Origin of the sequence: Paenibacillus campi, from assembly GCF_034659835.1 — a bacterium.
GTDB lineage: Bacteria > Bacillota > Bacilli > Paenibacillales > Paenibacillaceae > Saccharibacillus > Saccharibacillus campi.
Genome location: NZ_JAXSQZ010000005.1, coordinates 96,162 through 116,538 on the forward strand (window position 1 = coordinate 96,162; position 20,377 = coordinate 116,538).

Here is a 20,377-nt window from a genome sequence, read left to right on the forward strand (position 1 = left end):
GGTCTGCTGTTTTATCGGCGCTTATGCCAGGCGGCTTTTGTTTATGTCCTTCAACAGGCTTATCAACTCAACAATAGGTGGCATGCAGGAATGAAAAGAGCGAGATTAATTTACAATCCGACCTCCGGCCGCGAGGAAATGCGTCGCCGGCTGGCGGATATTTTGCAGCGTTTGGATCAGGGTGGGATTGAAGCAAGCTGCCATGCAACAACAGGTGAAAATGATGCAACCGCAGCCGCACGAGATGCGATCGAGCGTGGCGGTTACGATATGATTATCGCCGCTGGTGGCGATGGTACGATCTATGAAGTTATTAACGGGATGGCGGCGTATGACAATCCACCACCGCTTGGCATTTTCCCGCTCGGTACGACGAATGATCTGTCCCGTGCGCTCGGCATTTCGCGCAATTGGGAAAATTATTGCGATCTGGTCATCCGGCAACATACCCGTCCGATTGATCTCGGGCGCGTCAATGATCGTTATTTTATAAATATCGCTGGTGGTGGCTCATTTACCGAGCTAACGTACGAAGTGCCGAGCAAACTCAAAACGATGATCGGCCAGATGGCTTATTATATGAAAGGCATCGAGAAAATAATCAATCTGGCACCGACCGAGCTAATCATTCGCCCGGAAGGGATGGACATGATCCACGACCAGTTTATGATCTTCCTCGTCGCCAACAGCAATTCGGTCGGCGGCTTTGAAAAGCTGGCACCAGATGCACGCATCGACGACGGCATGTTCGACGTGATCGCCGTCAAAAACTGCAACCTCGCCGAGTTTATTCGCCTCGTCACGATGGCACTGCGCGGCGAACATTTGGACGACCCGAAAGTACTCTACTTCCGCACAAGTCGTATGCATATCGAAGCACCACAGGCAGCAAAAGTACTGCTCAATTTGGATGGCGAGATGGGTGGCAGTTTACCAGGGTATTTTGAAGTGTTAAAGCATAAGCTGCGCATTTTTGCGGCAGAGTAATATTAAGCTTCCGTAATCCATATACTGAATTTCTGCAAAGAAAGGATAGCATACGGTTGCGGGAGCTTTTATGTTTTTGCAATGCGGAACGTAAAGGATCATACCGAATCTGCGGTTACAGGCAGCAATCGTCTGCCTAAAAGCTTACATTTGAAAGGAGCCTATTGCCAATGCATACATATTCCAATTATCCAAACTTGCTGCCAGAAGCTAAACTCAAGCAGCTGCTCGACAACTATGAAGCGCCTGAGCTGGAAAACTATTTACGCAATCATCAGCGTCCGGTCGTTAAATTAATTCGCGGTAACAAAGGGCATCAGCGTATCGGTCATTCACGCTTTGGCGGTAATCCTGATCTGCCACCGCAACTAACATGGCCACAAACGAAAAACGGCGATACGATGACATTAATCGCCCAACTCAATCTCGCCCAATTGCATGCTGAAATACAAGATGAAGCGTATCAAGGTGTACATCGTTCACTATTGCCACAACAGGGCATGTTGTACTTTTTTGCCGGTGAAGGCGAAACAGCGCAAAATATCGAGCATCAAGTGCTATACTGGCAAGGAACAGACGTTTCTGAGCTACAATATGAGCAGCAGGAAGGCTTTACGATTTGGGAGGAAGAAGACGAAATGAAGTTTGAAGCGTACGAAGTACATGCGCATGCCGACGTTGAATTTCCGAATTATGGCTATAGCACATTGCATCTGGTGGAGCAAAGTACGCTGACCGACGAATCTGAAGAAGCGTATTTGCTCATTACTGAGGAAATGGACTGGAAGCCGGAAAATAAAGTCGGGCAACTGTTCGGTTATGCCGAAGGTCAGCACGGTGACGATGAATTGATCGCCACTTGCTTTTGGTATAATGGCAAATATTCGTACAGACCGGACGACGATCGCAAACGGCTGCTCAAGCATTTTGACGGTGACGAAGCCCGTTTGCAACAGGAACTGGATGATGTGTTGATGCTGCTGGAAGTGGATAGCGACCAGAAGATCGGCTTTGTGTGGTGGGATGCGGGCTATATGCACTTTTTTATCCGCAAACAAGATTTGCTGGCAGGGCGATTTGATCGCACATTTTGTTCGATTTATTCCAGCTAATCGGTAAGTCGTTCGTATGTTGTTCGTATGTCGTTCGTATATACGGATGCCGAGTACAATCGACGAGAGCATGTAGGCAATCGGCTTCATTTTGTTGCAGTTGTGAGCCAACAAAATCCAACAATCCGCTGTTAAAGTAGCGATATGTATTGTAACGTCGTCCAGTTTTCTATACAATTTAGTAGTTGCCCATCTGGGCGAACGCAAATCAAGATGGAAAATGGAGCAATGACTATGAATAACAACCGCAAAGGCGGTCACTCACATAAAAATAGTCGCCGTAAACCGGCAGCTGCCTCCGCAGCAATCGCCAATTTGCCGGTCGCCAAAAACGACGAACTGGAACTCGATTTGATCGGTTTAACCCATGAAGGCGAAGGTGTCGGTCGCGCAGACGGCTACACCTTATTCGTCTCCGGCGCACTTCCAGGCGAACGTGTCAAAGCCCGTGTACTCAAAACGAAAAAACAATACGGCTACGCCAAGCTATTAAACGTGCTCCAACAAAGCCCGGATCGCGTAGACGCACCGTGTCCAATTTACACCCAATGCGGCGGCTGCCAGCTCCAACATATGAGCTATGCCGGACAGCTGGAATGGAAACGCCAGCATGTGATCGACAGTTTGGAGCGGATCGGGAAACTGACCGTGCAAAAGCAGCACGAGCCGATCATAGCAGCAGCTAAGACGGCAAATGAAGCTAGCCTGAACAAAGCAGTGGACGAGATGACGGTAAATAAACCAGCATCCGATCATCCAAATTCACGCCAACATAAATTCGATTCAGCAGATGTACCTGTTACAGCGACAGAACAGGCAAATTTGGGAGCTGGACAAAACACGCTACTATCCGTAGATGCACAAAACACGTTGCGATCCATAGATGAACAAAACACATTGTTATCTATAGATGCACAAAACACATTACCATCCATAGATGCACAAAACACCGTCGTAGATGAAGCAAGTGCGATACAGCCTACCGAAGCAAAACCAGCTACAGCAATGCAGATGAATGCTCAGCCGTCTCCATCTACATCCGCAGGCATCCGTGTACTGCCGACACTCGGTATGGCGGAGCCGTGGCGCTACCGCAACAAAGCGCAAGTGCCGATTGGTCAACAGGACGGACAACTAGTTGGCGGCTTTTATGCGCGTGGCAGTCACCGTATTATCGATATGCAAAGCTGTCTCATTCAAGATAGCCGTAACGATGAACTGGTCAACAAGGTCAAAGCGATCGGGCAAGAACTAGGTATCCAGCCATATAACGAACAAACAGGCGAAGGCATCCTGCGCCATGTTGTTGTTAAAGTCGGCTTTGCCACTAATGAAATGATGATCGTGCTCGTCACCAACGGCGAACGCCTGCCGCGTAAACCGGAATGGATCGAACGCATTCGTGCCGCCATGCCACAAGTCGTCAGCATTTGTCAAAATATTAACACGAAACAGACAAACGTTATTTTTGGTGACGAAACCCGCACGCTATGGGGACGCGACGTGATCCACGATTATATCGGTGATGTAAAATTTGCCATTTCTGCGCGTTCATTTTACCAAGTGAATCCGGTACAGACGGAAGTGTTGTATGAAAAAGCGGTGCAGTATGCCGGTTTAACTGGCAAGGAGACGGTCATCGATGCGTATTGTGGCATCGGTACGATTTCGCTGTTTCTGGCACAACATGCGAAACAGGTGTACGGTGTAGAGATCGTTAAGGAAGCGATCGAAGATGCGCGCAAAAACGCTGAACTGAACGGAATGACCAATGTGGAATTTGAAGTTGGGGCGTCCGAAGATGTCATTCCACGCTGGCAAGAGCAGGGCATCACCCCAGACGTAATCGTCGTCGATCCACCACGTAAAGGCTGCGATCCGAAGTTGTTGGAGACGATTGTACAGATGCAGCCGGAGAAAGTAGTGTATGTATCGTGCAATCCGTCGACACTGGCAAGGGATTTGCAGGTGTTGGAGGAAGGCGGTTATCAGACGGTGGAGGTGCAACCGGTGGATATGTTCCCGCATACGGTGCATGTGGAGGCTGTAGTGTTGCTGGTGAAAGAGTAGTTTATAATGAGATAATGGGCTAATATAGAACAAGAAGTTAGACGCGAGCTTGCTCGCGTCTTTAGGTTATATTTTAAACATAATAATTTCGAATAAGTAATAGATACAAATCTAAATTTTTTAATCTTTATATTGGAGTTATATTCCAAAAAATAAACAATCTATATGAGGAGTGACGTATTGCTTATGAATAGACAACGATATTATAATGAGATTTCTGAAAAATTAGAAACTTTATCTAACAGAATTAAAACTAACGGAAAATTGAATGTTTTAGACTTGAATATCCATGCCGAAACTTTTTACCGCGATCTATTGAATCTTACATATGGATATCAATTAGAATCTGCTAATACAGAATCAGCAACTGTAGAAGCAATTGACTTAGTTGATATTCAAAATAAATTATTGATTCAAGTATCTTCAACAGCTACTAGGCAAAAAATTGAAGATACTTTAAGCAAGGAGAAAATTTCTCAGTATGCTAATAAAGACTATGAAATTAAGTTTTTATTTATCGCTGACGAAGTAAAGAATTTACGTGATAAAGATTATTCTAACCCTTATCAAATTTCTTTTGTAGCTAAGCAAGATATATTAGACAAGAGTAGTTTATTAACAAAAATTAACCAACTAGGTATTGTACCGTATAGCCAAGTGTATGACTTATTTATAAAAGAATTTGGTATAGCACCTAATCCAGCCATGATTCCTAATAACTTAGTGAAAATAGTGAAGTTATTAGCAGAAGAAGATTTAGATGAAGGTGGGACTTCAGATATCAACCTTAATCTTTATAATATTGATGAAAAAATTATTTACAATGAATTAGAGGATATTAAAGAAACCACTATCAAAGAATATATACCATATTATTCCATATTAGATAGGCTATATAAGGAATTTGAACATGAAGGGAAAAATAAACGAGTTTCAGTGTTGAGGAAAATAACTTCATTTTATGAAAAAGAATTATGTAAGTCTGATACTAATAATCTTGAGAAGTTTCTTAATATTGTTAGTAAAGTTGAAGAATATATTTGTAGCAATAATAATCTAGACGATATTGAAGAAGATGTCATCGAAATGTGTGTAAAGATTATTGTAGTGGATGCTTTTATTAGATGTAAAATTTTTAAGAATCCTGAGGGGTATAATCATGTTGCTTCCTAATGAAATGAAACCAGAATCCAGTATTTTTTACTATGCTGCTATAATTTTAAAGGAGATTCAAAATAATGAGGATCGTCAATTAGTAACAGTTTTTCGTTTAATGAAAGCTAAATATGATATTTCATTAAGAGTATTCTCATATTGCTTAGATTGGTTGTATCTTATTGAAGCAGTAGCAGTAAATGAGGAAGGGGAGATTTTAATATGTACTTAAAAAGCTTAACAATATCTTCTCATTCAGAAGCAGAAGTAATTAGAGAGTTGAAGTTTCACTTGGGTGCAAATCTGATAGTGGATGAAACAATTGGAAAAAACGATATTGAAACAGGAAATAATATTGGGAAAACGACTGTATTGGCACTGATTGATTACTGTCTAGGTGGGAACGCAGAACAAATTTATATTGATCCAGAAACAAGGAAAGATATAGACTACGTGAAAAGTTATTTAGTTGATAATAAATTTGTCATTACATTAATATTAAAAGAGAATTTAAAAAGTGAGTCTTCAAAGGAAATAGTAATAAAACGGAATTTTCTTCAAAGAAATCAAAAAATTATGTCTATCAATGGAGTTAATCTTGTAAAAGATTCAGGAAAAGAATTTGAGAAGAAACTTGATGAGCTCTTAATTGGAGAACGAGATATCCTTAAGCCAACTTTTCGTCAGTTAGTAGCACATTACATTAGATATCAGAACAGTAAGATAGAAAATACCTTAAAGGTTTTGAACACATTTACTACAAATTTTGAATATGAGACATTACATTTGTTTATGTTTGGACTACCAGTTTTAGACAAGTCTCCCCTAAATACAAAGCTCAAAAGTGAGCAAGAATACAAGAAACGTTTAGAAAAGCAGCATTCTAAAAATGAATTGGAGTTACAATTGGATATCGTAAAAGGGAATATAAATAATCTTGAAATAAGAAAGAAAAATTTGAATATAAATGAGAATTATAGACAAGAATTAGCTGAATTAAACGATATTAAATATAGAATTAGTATTATTAGTTCAAGGATAAGCGAGTTAAGCCTACGCGAACATTTATTGATTGAAACAGAAAAAGAGCTAAGTGCGGATATGTCAGAAATTAATTTTTCAGAGTTACGAGAAATTTACGAGACAGCAAAAAAAAATGTAGATGGCATTCAAACTACATTTGAACGATTAGTAGAGTACCACAATAATATGATATTAGAAAAAATAAGATTTGTTATACAAGATATCCCTAAAATACGTTCTACCATTGAAGAATATAAAAATACTCTAGATAGCTTTCTGAAATCGGAGAAAAGATTATCTGAAAAAATATCTACAAGTGATACTTTTCAAGATTTAGAAGATATAATTGGTGAATTAACCAAAGCTTATCATCGTGTAGGTGAATTGGAAAGCGGAATTGAGCAGTTACAAACTGTAGAAAATCATATTAAAGAATTAAATAATGAACTTGAATTACTCGAAGGAGATAGATTCTCTGAAAAATTCCAAGAACAATTAAAAAACAAACTAAAAGATTTTAATGGGATTTTTGCTAAAGTTTCTAATGAACTATATGGTGAACAATACGGAATTACCTTCGATATAAGAGAAGATAAAAAAACAAAGCAGAACTACTATTATTTTGAGAGTTTTAACGCTAATACTAGTTCAGGTAAGAAACAAGGAGAAATAATTTGCTTTGACATTGCGTATATTTTATTTGCTAGAAAAGAAGGATTACCTCATTTGAATTTCATTCTAAATGATAAAAAAGAGTTAATGCATGGGAATCAATTAAAAAGAGTTAGCCAGTTTGCTAAAGATAACAAAATTCAATTAGTGTTTTCTATTCTAAAAGATAAACTACCAAGTGAGTTAAACAGCAGCGAGCATATAATTTTGCGACTTTCTGATCAAGATAAGTTGTTTAGAATCGAACAAAGTAGTTAGAATTTTTTTGAAGTAAATCGATTTGAATTTTGTGATAATTATCAAAGTATTTTAAAATATGCTTTGATAATTTTTTTGTTTTTGAACCAGTTATATATAGAATTTTTAAGATTACCGTATACTTAGTACAATAACAACAGAAAAGTCGAACATATATAATTACAGCATAAATTATTTAAATTACTACAACAAAAGCAAGAGTAGCGAATCACGGAGAATTAAAAACGTTCCGAATCTAATCTACAACAAAGGCGGTCAACCACCATGCTCATCAACCAACTCAAAGTCGGCGAAGACTTCATCGGTTTTTATCTCTTGAAAATGCTGGAAACTAAACAAACGAACACGACACCAGCCAAAGACTATTTTGATATTATATTGATGGATGCCAGCGGAGAAGTGTCCGCCAAATATTGGGATGTCACAGCCGAGGATAAAGAAACGTTTGCGGCAATGGAACTCGTAAAAGTACAAGGTGTCGTGCAAACGTACAGAGACAAACTACAAGTGAAAATTAGCAGAATTCGCAAAGCGGTAGAGGAAGATCATATTTCGCTCACAGACTTCATTAAAGCTGCCCCGATCAGCCCGACTGATCTTATCCATACTATCCAAAACACAGTCCATGAAATTCATGATCAGGACATTAGACAGATCGTAGCGTATTGCGTCGCCAAAGTGGAAGACAAGCTGATGGAATATCCAGCTGCGAAGTTTCATCATCATGCTTATTTTGCCGGGTTAGCGTATCATATTGTGCGTATGTTAGAGCTTGGGGAGTTTATTTGTAAACAACGTCCTTTTTTGAATGTGGATTTAATCAAAGCTGGCATTATTCTCCATGACATCGCCAAACCTGCGGAAATGAATGCGCAATTAGGCATTGTGACCGATTATAGTGACCACGGAAAGCTGCTCGGACATATCGTTATGGCTTCCAATTGGATCGTTGAAGCGGCGATCCACTATCGCATTCCTGTAGAGTCGAATCAAGTAGTTGCTTTGCAGCATCTAGTTCTTTCTCATCATAATTTAGGTGAATGGGGTAGCCCTGTACAGCCACAATTAGCAGAAGCGGTCGCGCTGCACTATATTGATGTACTGGATGCCAAATTGCAGATGGTAGAAGATGCACTGGCTACTACGTCTGAAACAGAGGCGTGGACACCGTTAATTAGAGGACTGGAAAATAAAGCTTTATTGCGTCTTGACCTTAAATAGATGAAGGGCATGCAATAAGTAAAACTATTTTATCGTTCTGAAAGCATGGATGACTAAATATGTAAATAGGATACGCCGCTTACGGCTGCAATAATTAAGCAACAAACGAATAACAAAATACGGATATTCCGACAAACGACGTTTGCCGTTGATCAACAATCCGGTGAGACACTTTGGCGATTATGAGTTGAAAGTGGAAGCTATGCCATGTTAATCCGTATTGATGTATTCTCCCTTTCGAATAATCAAATGATGGCTGACGCTTTGAACACACCGTCTAAGTGCCTTACTACAATAAACGCTGCCAAGTGTCCGCTTTATTTTACACAACAAACCGTGCACTCACTCCTTCACCGCAAACCACAATGTCCAGCGATCTTGCTCAATGATCGGTGCTTGATGATTTGCCAGCTTGCCTACTATATAAAATACTAACTCCTGTAATTGCTCATCCGTTAATTCATGCAAAATCGAGCGACCTGTGCGTAGCAGCAGGTCTTGCTGTAACTCGTCTAGATTGCCATACACTTTTCTCGTTTCCCATAAAGATATCGTTTGTGTTACGCGCAATCCATTCGCTTCCAGCGCTTGTTGTACGCTAGTGGAATCATAACGAGAGTTGATTTCACGATCTATCAGACGCGGAAATTGTTCGAAAAAGTAACCACGAATATGATGGCAATCACCAGGCAGTAAGCAATCTTGAGGCGTGCGATCTTGAATGATCAACATACCGTTACGTTTTAACAGGCGAGCGGCTTCACGAAAACAAGCGTCCAAATCATCCAAATGATGGATTAAAGCACGTTCTAATACGATATCCAACTTCTGTGCAGGCAAGTTCGCTTGGTAAGCAGTGCCTTTTTGAAAAGCAACATTGCTTAGATGAGCACAGTTGTGAGCGGCAGCTTGTAACATGTTATCGGAGAAATCAACGCCGGTAATATGAGCGGCGCCCATTTCGCTAAGCGCTTTTGTGTAAATACCGCCTCCGCAGCCGATGTCGGCAATTTGTTTATGTGTTATATTGGCATTTGCGGCTATGACACGAATCCAAGAATGGTCGGCGCTTCGGGTGGCGTAGGTGTGTTTGTTTTGTTCATCATGGAAGTTGATTGGCATTGAAATAGCTCATCTCCTTCAATTGTGTAAACGTAGTGGAAATTAATTTAGAATTGCATATTATTGTTTCACTAGTCGGTACGTTGTTTCATTTTTATTTTAACATATCTCTTTAGCCATTTTCAAATTATAGTGTTAGCAGCAGAAGTAGCCTAAAGGTAGGCATAGGTAGCTAGCTGAGTATAGATATACGATTGAAAGTAGTGTGCGCAAGCAGGAATGATGTAGCATCGTCAGTAGCTGAGTATGGATGCACAATTAAAAGTAGTGTACACAAGCAGGGATGATGCAGCATCGTCGGTAGCTGAGTATGGATATATAATTCACAGGCTACAGAAAGGCTATAGTCGTTTGGCGAACCTTTTTTGTTTCATTAAAGGGCGGGTGTTAGATTGATCGATGGGCGTTTATGTTTTGTCTAAAAGCAAATATATAGGAGCAAACAGCAGGGCAGGATGAACGTAGTATTATCAAATCAAATGTATGCGTGTAGATTACCGTCTGTTGTTAATTTTTTAATCGCTAATCGTATTGACAATTACGGGTGTTTGATTAAAGATGTTTAAGTGCACGATCTGTTTTGTGCTGATCGCAGTAGCGGGATGGACTATATCGTTTTAGTTTATACCTAACTTTCAAATCGCAAATGATTGAAATATGTAAAAACATCCAGTGAACAACGAGCACATTGTCTTCATTCACACTCAGGTTTGAACGTAATTAAACGTGTTGAAGATGAGGCGATGATAAGATAGGCATACAGTGGAGATAGAATGAAAGGATTTTTCAAATGACCGACAATTTTTGGCTTGAGTTACCGAAACCGTTTTTTATACTAGCGCCGATGGAAGATGTGACCGATGTGGTGTTTCGTCATGTGGTGAGTGCGGCGGCGCGGCCGGATGTGTTTTTTACCGAGTTTGCGAATACGGAAAGTTATTGTCATCCGGAGGGCAATCATAGTGTGCGCGGACGGCTTATGTTTACGGAAGATGAGCAACCGATGGTAGCGCATATTTGGGGCGACAAACCGGAATATTTTCGCCAGATGAGCATCGGTATGGCAGAGCAACGATTTAAAGGGATCGACATTAATATGGGTTGTCCGGTACCGAATGTAGCGGAACACGGTAAAGGCAGCGGGCTAATCTGTCGTCCACAGCTGGCAGGTGAGATTGTGCAGGCGGCTAAAGCTGGCGGGTTGCCGGTTAGTGTGAAGACGCGACTTGGTTTTAGCGAAGTGGATGAATGGCGCGACTGGTTGACCTATATTTTGCGACAAGATATTGCGAATTTGTCGATTCATTTGCGGACGCGTGACGAGATGAGTAAGGTGCCTGCCCATTGGGAGCTAATTCCTGAAATTAAAAAGCTACGTGATGAGATCGCACCACATACGCTGCTGACGATTAACGGCGATATTGCCGATCGTACGGCAGGGCTGGAACTGGTGGAAAAGTATGGTGTCGATGGTGTGATGATCGGACGCGGCATTTTCAGTAATCCGTTTGCATTTGAACAGGAGCCGAGGGAGCACAGCAGTGAACAATTGCTCGATTTGTTGCGGCTGCATATGGATTTACATGATCATTATGCAGCGATCGAGCCAAGATCGTTTAAACCATTACCGCGCTTTTTTAAAATTTATGTGCGCGGGTTTCGCGGGGCAAGTGAGCTGCGCAATGAGTTGATGAGTGCACGTTCGACGGACGAGGTGCGGGCGCTGTTGGATCGGTTTGCAGTGAAGACGGTTGAGGTGTAAGCAGTAGGGCAATGCGGCTTACGTAAAAGATAGACGTTGACAAACAGCGATAGATCGTATCATGATAAGGCGGGAGTCTAGGGGCTATTTTGGTCCAGGACTTCCGTTATTTATTTATTTATTTATTTATTTTAATTCCATAATCTTATTTTTATGGAAATATATACAATTTTCTTGTTTGCTGTAGAGGGAACATAGTATTACTTCTATACTGGAATAAATAGCATTTGCTTGTAAACTAACTAAATGGACACCATCTATCCTGCCCATAAAAGGAGACAACTATGCAACCAATCAAAACGGATCGTCTGATCTTACGAAATTTTAAAGCAGCCGACGCACCACATTTGCTGGAATATACTGCTAATCCACGAGTAAATTGTTTTTTGGATGAGAAATTGGATACATTGGAGCAAGCGGCTGAGCAAGTGCGGGAGCTGGAGCGTGATGATTCGCATATCGCGGTTAGTTTGAAGGAAACGGATGAGCTAATCGGTGAGCTTTTTGCAATGCAGGAGGAAGATGATGCGGATACGTTCAATATCGGCTGGAATTTTAATGCACGTTATGAAGGTAAAGGGCTAGCAGGTGAAAGTGCAGAGGCGTTTCTGGAATATTTATATATGCAAAAAAATGCACGCCGATTGTATGCGTATGTGGAGGATGATAATGTCCGCTCGCAAAAGCTGTGTGAGAAGCTGGGGATGCGGCAGGAAGGCTGTATGCTGGAATTTGTGTCGTTTACGAAGGATGAGGACGGGACGCCGAAGTATGAGAATACGTATATGTATGCGTTGTTAAAATGGGAATGGTTGAAGCGGAGAGACGTTTGAATGATCCAAATTTAAATTAATTATGGTCAGCTTTTACCGTTGAAATCATGCTTTTAGTGAATAATGCACCTGTATAGCAGGTGCATTTGTTGTTGCTACACATTCCTACATAATCATCCCTCTTGAATTGTAAGCGTATACATTTTTCTGGGAAATGAACGGTAAACACCTTTAATTTATGAATTGTGCCGACTGTAGGGGCAATTTATAATTTAAATTGGAGGTGAGGAATTATTTTCCATTTATGCACATCGTAAAATTATAAATGCGATAAAAGGAATCATTTGATACAGATTGACATGTATAGTCGCGATCGGCTGAAGCTTTTACGCAATCACACAATACCGGGGTATGGAATTGAGCGCAATTGTTGTGCAAGCTGGCTTTTGATTTTATTTATTACGATTACATCTATCTGGGAGGTATACCATGTTCAAATTTAAAAAGAAATTGCTGACTACTTTGCTTGCCGTTTCGATGACTTCCAGTCTGTTTGCAGCTACTTCCAGTGCAGCAACAGATTATTGGCAAAATTGGACGGATGGCGGGGGCACTGTAAATGCAGTGAACGGTTCCGGCGGTAACTATAGCGTAAACTGGCAAAATACAGGTAACTTTGTCGTAGGTAAAGGTTGGACAGTCGGCTCGCCAAACCGTGTTATTAACTACAATGCAGGTCAGTTTGCACCACAGGGTAATGGCTATTTGACATTGTACGGCTGGACGCAAAATTCACTGATCGAATATTATGTTGTCGATAGCTGGGGCACATACCGTCCAACAGGTACATACAAAGGGACGGTAACGAGCGATGGTGGCACATACGATATTTATACAACGATGCGTTATAATGCTCCTTCGATTGAAGGCAATAGCTCCACGTTTGTGCAATATTGGAGCGTACGTCAGACGAAGCGTCCAATCGGTACGAACTCAACGATTACATTCAGCAACCATGTTAAAGCGTGGGCAAGCCACGGTATGAATCTGGGTAGCAAATGGTCGTATCAAGTGTTGGCGACCGAAGGTTACCAAAGCAGTGGCAGCTCCAATGTAACCGTATGGTAATGTAAACCGCATCGTATGTCGCAGTCATACGATGCGCACAACACAAAAGAGTGATCCGTCTATTGCAGAGACGGATCACTCTTTTTACGTAGCTATGCTATGTCTAGTACTTTGACCGAGATGAATTGGAGTGTTGAGTCTGTTTTAAGGTCGCATGGATCAGCATTTCAGCACACAATCCAAATTAACATTGAACTTGGTCAAGGTACTAGGTGGTGTCTTCCAACTCTCCTACGTATTATTTATTGTTCACAAAGGTTAGAAATAAGACCCTGTATAGCTTAGTCTGACGCAAATTACCCGTATCGAACGATCTGTAAAGTCGTTTGAAGACACGCCCTAGATGGAAGTTTGATTTTAGTTGTATGATGGGTGGATCGATGCAGTGGTATGAATGAATTAACGGTAACGTCCAGCCTCCTCCAACATTTTGCGATTACGCTTATCGTTTTCGGTTTGGCTGATGACGATAAAGGCGTGAATAACACCAGGTAACCAGACGATGAGCGTTAAAATCAGGTTTAGGATCGCTTTGCCCGGCTTACCGCAGAGCAGAACGGCAACCGGAGGGAGAAAAATAGCTAATATATAGAGCATCGTTGTCACTCCATTCGTGTACTATCGGATATGCTCTATTTTACCAGTTTGGCGAGCATTGTAAACGGTAGTGGATGGTGGGATGTTAGTGATGCGCTGATTGGCATGTCATTTATAGTATCGGATATGACAATATTTTGACCGGGATTAGTTTGATTTTGAAGCTGATCAAGTTTTGAACTATAGTCATACTAGAGCGTGTCTTCAAACTGCTTCGTAGGCAGTTCGATGCGTTTTTTATTAGATTACGCTTGTATACGAAGCTCAACTCACCTAAAACGCGATCAACTTGAACAATAAAATGACAACGTGGAAGGTTTGAAGACACTGCCTAGCACACAATCAAAGTGAATATTTAACGTAGTTAAGGCACAGGTTGATAACGAGTAGGAAATTCAAATTTGGTTGTTGCTAAGTAAACGTTATTCTCTGAGTAATAAACGTGAATTTTATAGAGGAATAAAAACCAAATATCATCTAATTTGACTTCTTGTGGAAAATGATGTTAAGGTTTTTAATGGATTACAGGTTGTACATAGTAACGATCATAGGAGGCATGATATGAAAAAAACAGCAATACTTCTATCTAGTTTACTAAGTTTTTCTGCATTAGCTCCAACTGTATTAGTAGCTCCCGTATCTGCGAGTATCGAGTCAGAACATTCGACTGTTATTCAAATTGAAGCCAATGAGATTTTTGAGGCTCTTGATGATTTACAGCCATATATTTCTATACAGTCTAATGGTTTGTACAAACTTGATGAAAAAGCTAAAGCTGTTGTAAGTGAGAAAATTTTCAATAAATACAAAGTAGCTTTTGATAAAATTAATAATGACATTAATAAAGGCTTACTAAGTACCAAAACAGGCGATCTTACGGTTGGGCCTAAATATGAGCTAGACAAAAATAAAGGAAGTGTTATTACACCGAACGTATTTGGTAATGCTTATGCTTGGGGATATGCAATTACTTTTAACCATGCTGAAACTTTAACACAAATAAAAGCTTTAAGAACTTCAGGTGTAGCAGGCGGATTAATAGCAGCCATTACTGCGGCTATTCCTACATTACAACCAGCTGCTGTAGCGGCAAGTCTTGGTACGGCTGGTGTTAATGCTCTAGCGCAATTATTTGAAAATAACGATAAAGGTAGAGGAGTCACATTGAATTTGCATGTTGGCTACTTTAACTTTACGAGTAATTAATGGGAACATATCTGATTGTAGCTTTGCTATTTGTAGCCATCGCCGCTGTGCTCGTTATAGTGAAGCGTAAAGACCAACAAGGTAATTGGTATGATGGATTAAATATAGCTATTTTGGCTATTGCTCTGATTTTGACGGTGATCACATTAGTATGGAACAGTGGAACGTATCAATGGGGAAGCTTTTTGCTCATTTTGGCTGTATCGATTATGATCGTACGCCGGATTTGGACGGAGCGCCGGAAGGACAGACCGTCTAGTCGCTCATGAATAAGAACAATTAGAGGAGGGTACAACTTCGGTTGTGCTCTTTTTCATGTGCAGCAGCGTACAGATCATATTCCTTTTTAAATGATAGGGTCTAGCCTGCTTCCCCGACCAAAGTCCAAGTCACAAAACCGTCTCATGGCGGTTGGAGGCAGTCGTGCTATTTTGTATCATAAATACATAAGATAGATGTGCATACGAACGAGCAGGCGTATCCATTGCCGAAGCGGTATACGGAAAAATGGCAGTCCATTCGCATAAATGCATGAACATAATGGGGAGAATGGTATAAACGTAAGTTGCATATTGTATAATTCCCTCAAGCTAGGATGCCCTCAAGCTAGACAGTGCCAAAAGACTACATGTTACAGTCATCGATAATGTTTCATATTCAAAAGGATCAAAATGCACCGGTATATCGCAATCTTCACCATACAACATAAAGGAGAGATGTAAGATGAAAAAATGGCATCGTTCAAGTCGAGATAAGGTGATGACAGGGTTAATCGGCGGATTGGCGGAGAAGATGGGTTGGGATGCCAGTTTGCTGCGTATATTGTTTGTCATTAGTGTATTTTTGACTAGTGGTACGAGCTTGTTAATTTATCTGATCGCAGCGCTGTTTGTACCGAAAGAATACCCGTATTAACGATAACAAGATGGGTATAACACAAGTTCATAACAGTGAGTCGTTTGTTTGTACCAAAAGCAGATTCGTAAGCATATGCTGCGTGTTCAGTACGGTGGCTATATGTTGGCGAGGGGGCAGTCTCCAATAGAGGCATTATAGGCGTTGATCTACTCATTTGTTTCAGCTGCATTTATAGTATGTTTAGCTCATTATCGCTTGATCGTGAATACGCTGAGGTACGTGCGAATTTGATTTTTATTCGAAATAGCCTACTAGTAGCTTGTCTCAAATTTATTCAGGGATTGCGTTCATCTGAATCCTGCACGGTTCAAGCAGGGTTCAGATGAACGCAACCTTACATCTTCTTGAGACAAGTCACTAGTAGTTTGTCTTAAATACATTTACAGTTTGTCGATCTCCCCCTCACTTGATGATGAATAAGTTAAGGTACGTTCAAACACAATGTCCATTTGAGACAGCCTACTAGTACCTTGACTGTTTTCAATATTGGCTTTGAATCCACTGTATGTCCTTATTTGTAGCAGTAATCTATACCGTTTTAAACTATTTATTTAAAACGGTCAGAGTGCTAGGGTGTGTATGAAAATTCGTATGCTGCGAGTTTGCGTACATACCCTAATTTTTACGAAATAAAGGTAATATTCGATATATCTATAACAACATAATAAGCGGCAGTGCTCTGTTATATTCAACAGAATGCTGCTTTTTTTGTTGTAAAATCGTAATGTTTACGATAAGATGTAGATCGTAATTGTTACGAAATATACAGAGAGATATTCATTTCAACTAGGGGAGAGATTACACAATGAATCATACACAAAAGCTGAATTATAAACAAAAGCCCAATCGTACACAGGAACATACTCATCTGCTGAAGCCATATCGTACATATGCAAGGCAAGGTCGCTCTAATCGAGCAAACATAATGACAGCCATATTGGGCAAAATGGTGCAGTTATGGTCAGTGCGTCGTGATGCTCATCCGGCGTTAGTTGCACAGCCGATGAGTGCCAACCTGATCGTTCGCAGCAAACGCCAATGGGCATATGTAACGGCTCTCATCGCCTTGATCATGCTGTTGGGCGCTTGTTCGCCAGCTTCCAATTCGGCGGCTGATGTGCAGCAAGGCAAACATGTGCATTTTTTGTATAACTTTTCTACACGGTCGCTTGATCCGCATGTCGATTCCAGTTATGTTCCGCTGCGTGCAGGTATTACGGAAACACTTGTACGTTTAGATGAAGACAAGCTGGCAGTGAAGCCGTGGCTAGCAAAAAGCTGGGCAGGTGACGATGGAGAGCATTGGACGATTCATCTGCGCGACGGCATTACGTTTCAAAATGGCAAGCCATTAACCGGTGATGCGGTCAAAGCATCGCTAGAACGTGTCTTACATGAAAATACCGGCGTAAACAATGCGCTAAAAATTAAAACGATTACCGCAGATGGACAGACGCTGCATATTACGACGACTGAGCCGTTTCCGGAATTTGTGTCCGAGCTGGTCAATCCGAACACAGCGATTATCGATGTGAGTGAAAACGATATCGTGAACAAGCCAGTCGGCACGGGACCGTTTACACTTAGCTCGTTTACGCCGGGCAGTCGATTAGAGCTGAAGCGTTATGATGGATACTGGGATGGGGCATCTTCGCTAGATGGGGTGACGTTTTCTTTTAACGAAGATGCCAATGCGCGTTCGCTGGCGCTAAAGTCGGGACAGGTCGATATTGTGTATCGTCCAGAAGTGGAAAGTTTGCAAACGCTTGATGCACAGGCAGGCATTCGTGTCGATGCGACGTCTACCTTTCGTGTGCATCAGATTACGATGAATATGCAGCGTCCGGTATTGCAGGATGTGAATGTGCGTCATGCGGTTGATGCGCTGATTGATCGTAAGGAGATTGTGGACAGCATTTTGCTCGGCTATGGCGAACCGGCGACGGGGCCGTTTTTGCCATCATTGCCATTTGCACCGGTGTACGAGCAGCAGCCAGGCGGTGAAGCGGTTGCCGTGCAATATTTGCAAAAAGCCGGTTATACGCTCGTCAATGGTGTAATGCAAAAGGATGGACAGCCGCTAAAGCTGACATTGCTTACGTATTCAGCACGTGCTGATTTGCCGCTGATTGCACAGGTGTTCCAATCGGATGCGGGACGGATTGGCGTTGCGGTGGAGATTCGGCAGATCGATACGCCAGAGGAATATATGGCTGCCAATCGTGATTGGGATTTGGCGACGTACAGTAATTTGACGGCACCACGCGGCGATGCAGGTTATTATTTGAATGCGACGTATCATCCAAAAGGGGCGCTGAACTTTAGCGGTGTGCACGATGATGAGCTGACTGCAATGATCGACAAGCTCAACCGTACAGTGCAACCGGAGCAACGTGCGGTGCTTGCCAAACAAGTTGCCGATTATGTGCATGATCATGTGATCAATGCGTTTGTGCTGTATCCTTCAACAATCGTTGCCTATAACGAGCAAAAGGTGAAAAACTGGGTGACGACCCGTAGTGAATACTACATGATTACGAACAAGCTGGATGTGATGTAATGCTGCGGATTGTGATACGCAAGCTCGTAGAGACAGCGGGCTTTGTGCTGTTTATTACACTGATCAGTTTTTTATTTATACGTTTGGCGCCAGGTGATCCGGTGCTGACGATTTTGAATGTAGATGAATTAGCGGTGAGCCGGGAGCAAGTGGAGGCGCTGCGTGAAGAACTTGGCTTTAACAAGCCGCTGCTGCTTCAATATGCGATGTGGTTGTGGGATTTGGTGCGGCTAGACTTTGGGCGCTCCTTTGTGACCGGGCAGTCGGTAGCGGGGATGATTATGGCAGGATTGCCCGCTACGTTGGAGTTGGCTGGTGGCGGCTTGCTCGTTATGTTGATGATTGCGTTGCCACTTGGATCATTGTCTGCGCTGTATCGGGATCGCTGGATCGATCATGTAAGCCGGATGCTGGCGATTGTCGGTGCAGCAGTGCCGAGCTTCTGGCTTGGACTGCTGCTGATTGACTGGCTCGGCGTACGCTGGGCGCTACTGCCAACGATGGGACGTGACGGTTGGAGTACGCTTATCTTGCCATCGCTCACGCTCGGTCTGGCGATTGCGGGTGTGTATGTGCGGTTGCTGCGTTCGAGCTTGCTTGATTCGTTAAGTCAGGAATTTGTACGGGCAGCGCGGGCGAGAGGGTATAGTGAATGGCGCATTTTCCGGGTGCATGTATTTCGGCACAGTTTGCCGCCGGTCATTACGGTGTTTGGGGTGAGCTTAGGCAGTCTGATTGGCGGGGTAATCGTAATCGAAGTGTTGTTTGCGTATCCGGGTATCGGCAAACTGATTGTTGATTCGATCCGGCAGCGTGACTATCCTGTCATTCAAGGCTATATTTTGCTAATGGCGGTAATCGTATTTGTAGTTAATACGGCGGTTGATCTGTCCTACCGCTTTCTGAATCCGGAACTGCGGTTCAAGGAAAAGAAGGCAGGTGTATAAGGGGATGGAGCGAATCAGAACATGGACGTGGAAAAGGCTATCGCTGCGGCGCTTGCAACCGCTCGTCTTGCTGGCGGTGCTTGTGCTGGCAGTATGCGCATGTGCGTATGCTTTTTTATATTTAAAGCATGATCCGCTATTGACTGATTTGGGGCAGCGGCTGCAAGGTACAAGCTGGCAGCATCCGCTCGGTACGGATCATTTGGGCAGAGATATGTTGACCCGGTTGTTGCTTGGCGGGCAGCAAACACTCGGTTACAGTTTGTTGGCGCTTGGTGTGGCGCTGCTATTCGGCATTCCGCTCGGTTTGCTGGCAGGTTATCGTCGTGGCTGGGTAGATCGTGTATTTGTACGGGTATCGAATGGGTTTCTTGCTTTTCCGGATACGATTGTGGCGATTGTGCTGAGCGGGTTGCTAGGAGCGAGGATCGGTAATTTGGTGCTGGCAATCGTTATAGTGAAATGGGTCAATTATGCGCGGCTTGTGCGCAGTGTCGTGCTCGGGGAAGCGGAGAAAGATTATATCCGTATCGCGCGTACGAACGGGCTGCCCAGCGGCACGATTATGCGGCGCCATCTGCTGCCACATGTGATCGGGCATGTGCTAGTGATGGCTAGTCTTGATCTGGGCAAAATTATTTTGCTCATTTCGTCCTTTTCGTATATTGGGTTAGGTACGCAGCCGCCGTTGCCGGAGTGGGGGGCGATGCTGAACGATGCACGTCCTTATTTCCAATCCCGTCCGGAGCTAATGCTTGCGCCAGGGATTGCGATTGTGCTGACGGTGCTCATTGCCAATATGTTAGGCGATATGCTGCGCGATCGATTTGATGTGAAAAAAGACGACTGGAGCAGGGAGGTGTAGT

18 protein-coding genes are annotated in these 20,377 nt (G+C 42.5%); 16 read left to right on the forward strand and 2 right to left on the reverse strand.

Features of this window, described 5'->3' with window-relative positions:
• Positions 1-90 precede the first annotated feature (90 nt).
• The 7 genes from U1I11_RS13610 to U1I11_RS13640 all read left to right on the forward strand — a co-directional run bounded on the left by U1I11_RS13610 (position 91) and on the right by U1I11_RS13640 (position 8,498).
• Positions 91-987, forward strand: a complete 897-nt coding sequence (locus U1I11_RS13610) for a diacylglycerol kinase (RefSeq protein WP_322906672.1) — start codon at positions 91-93, stop codon at positions 985-987.
• Positions 988-1,157: 170 nt separating this feature from the next.
• Entirely contained in the window at positions 1,158-2,099 is a 942-nt protein-coding gene (locus U1I11_RS13615) for a YwqG family protein (RefSeq protein WP_322906673.1), read from the forward strand.
• 234 nt (positions 2,100-2,333) lie between these two features.
• Entirely contained in the window at positions 2,334-4,169 is a 1,836-nt protein-coding gene (gene rlmD / locus U1I11_RS13620) for a 23S rRNA (uracil(1939)-C(5))-methyltransferase RlmD (RefSeq protein WP_322906674.1), read from the forward strand.
• A 186-nt stretch (positions 4,170-4,355) separates the two neighbouring features.
• Positions 4,356-5,342: an ABC-three component system protein gene (locus tag U1I11_RS13625; RefSeq protein ID WP_322906675.1), complete on the forward strand. Its 987-nt coding sequence runs from the start codon at positions 4,356-4,358 to the stop codon at positions 5,340-5,342.
• Positions 5,329-5,556, forward strand: coding sequence for an ABC-three component system middle component 6 (locus U1I11_RS13630; RefSeq protein ID WP_322906676.1), 228 nt, complete (start codon positions 5,329-5,331; stop codon positions 5,554-5,556). Before U1I11_RS13625 ends, U1I11_RS13630 begins: the two co-directional genes overlap by 14 nt.
• Positions 5,547-7,277 carry a DUF2326 domain-containing protein gene (locus U1I11_RS13635; RefSeq protein ID WP_322906677.1) on the forward strand — a complete coding sequence of 577 codons (1,731 nt, stop codon included), beginning with the start codon at positions 5,547-5,549 and terminating at the stop codon, positions 7,275-7,277. The genes U1I11_RS13630 and U1I11_RS13635 overlap by 10 nt, the downstream gene beginning before the upstream one ends.
• A gap of 264 nt (positions 7,278-7,541) precedes the next feature.
• Positions 7,542-8,498, forward strand: a complete 957-nt coding sequence (locus U1I11_RS13640; RefSeq protein ID WP_322906678.1) for a 3'-5' exoribonuclease YhaM family protein — start codon at positions 7,542-7,544, stop codon at positions 8,496-8,498.
• Positions 8,499-8,840: 342 nt separating this feature from the next.
• Here the strand turns inward: U1I11_RS13640 and U1I11_RS13645 are convergent, their stop codons facing one another.
• Complete coding sequence (locus U1I11_RS13645; protein ID WP_322906679.1) at positions 8,841-9,620, reverse strand: class I SAM-dependent methyltransferase; 780 nt, start codon at positions 9,618-9,620, stop codon at positions 8,841-8,843.
• A 790-nt stretch (positions 9,621-10,410) separates the two neighbouring features.
• Here U1I11_RS13645 and U1I11_RS13650 point away from each other — a divergent pair.
• From U1I11_RS13650 to U1I11_RS13660, 3 genes are all read left to right on the forward strand, one after another.
• The gene (locus tag U1I11_RS13650) at positions 10,411-11,382 is read left to right on the forward strand and encodes a tRNA dihydrouridine synthase (RefSeq protein WP_322906680.1); all 972 of its coding nucleotides are present in this window, start codon (positions 10,411-10,413) and stop codon (positions 11,380-11,382) included.
• A gap of 284 nt (positions 11,383-11,666) precedes the next feature.
• Entirely contained in the window at positions 11,667-12,215 is a 549-nt protein-coding gene (locus tag U1I11_RS13655; protein ID WP_322906681.1) for a GNAT family N-acetyltransferase, read from the forward strand.
• A gap of 429 nt (positions 12,216-12,644) precedes the next feature.
• The gene (locus tag U1I11_RS13660) at positions 12,645-13,283 is read left to right on the forward strand and encodes a glycoside hydrolase family 11 protein (protein ID WP_322906682.1); all 639 of its coding nucleotides are present in this window, start codon (positions 12,645-12,647) and stop codon (positions 13,281-13,283) included.
• A 399-nt stretch (positions 13,284-13,682) separates the two neighbouring features.
• On the opposite strand, the gene U1I11_RS13665 is transcribed toward U1I11_RS13660, so the two are convergent.
• Positions 13,683-13,880: a YqaE/Pmp3 family membrane protein gene (locus tag U1I11_RS13665; protein WP_322906683.1), complete on the reverse strand. Its 198-nt coding sequence runs from the start codon at positions 13,878-13,880 to the stop codon at positions 13,683-13,685.
• Between the two features lie 561 nt (positions 13,881-14,441).
• Between U1I11_RS13665 and U1I11_RS13670 the strand changes: the two genes are divergently transcribed.
• From U1I11_RS13670 to nikC, 6 genes are all read left to right on the forward strand, one after another.
• Complete coding sequence (locus U1I11_RS13670) at positions 14,442-15,086, forward strand: hypothetical protein (RefSeq protein ID WP_322906684.1); 645 nt, start codon at positions 14,442-14,444, stop codon at positions 15,084-15,086.
• On the forward strand, positions 15,086-15,355 hold the full coding sequence (locus U1I11_RS13675) for a hypothetical protein (protein ID WP_322906685.1): 270 nt from the start codon (positions 15,086-15,088) through the stop codon (positions 15,353-15,355). Before U1I11_RS13670 ends, U1I11_RS13675 begins: the two co-directional genes overlap by 1 nt.
• Before the next feature lie 454 nt (positions 15,356-15,809).
• Positions 15,810-16,001 carry a PspC domain-containing protein gene (locus tag U1I11_RS13680; RefSeq protein ID WP_322906686.1) on the forward strand — a complete coding sequence of 64 codons (192 nt, stop codon included), beginning with the start codon at positions 15,810-15,812 and terminating at the stop codon, positions 15,999-16,001.
• 1,075 nt (positions 16,002-17,076) lie between these two features.
• The gene (gene nikA, locus U1I11_RS13685) at positions 17,077-18,564 is read left to right on the forward strand and encodes a nickel ABC transporter substrate-binding protein (protein WP_322906893.1); all 1,488 of its coding nucleotides are present in this window, start codon (positions 17,077-17,079) and stop codon (positions 18,562-18,564) included.
• Positions 18,564-19,511, forward strand: coding sequence for a nickel ABC transporter permease (gene nikB, locus U1I11_RS13690; RefSeq protein WP_322906687.1), 948 nt, complete (start codon positions 18,564-18,566; stop codon positions 19,509-19,511). Before nikA ends, nikB begins: the two co-directional genes overlap by 1 nt.
• 4 nt (positions 19,512-19,515) lie before the next feature.
• Entirely contained in the window at positions 19,516-20,376 is an 861-nt protein-coding gene (gene nikC, locus U1I11_RS13695) for a nickel transporter permease (protein ID WP_322906688.1), read from the forward strand.
• Position 20,377: the final 1 nt, after the last annotated feature.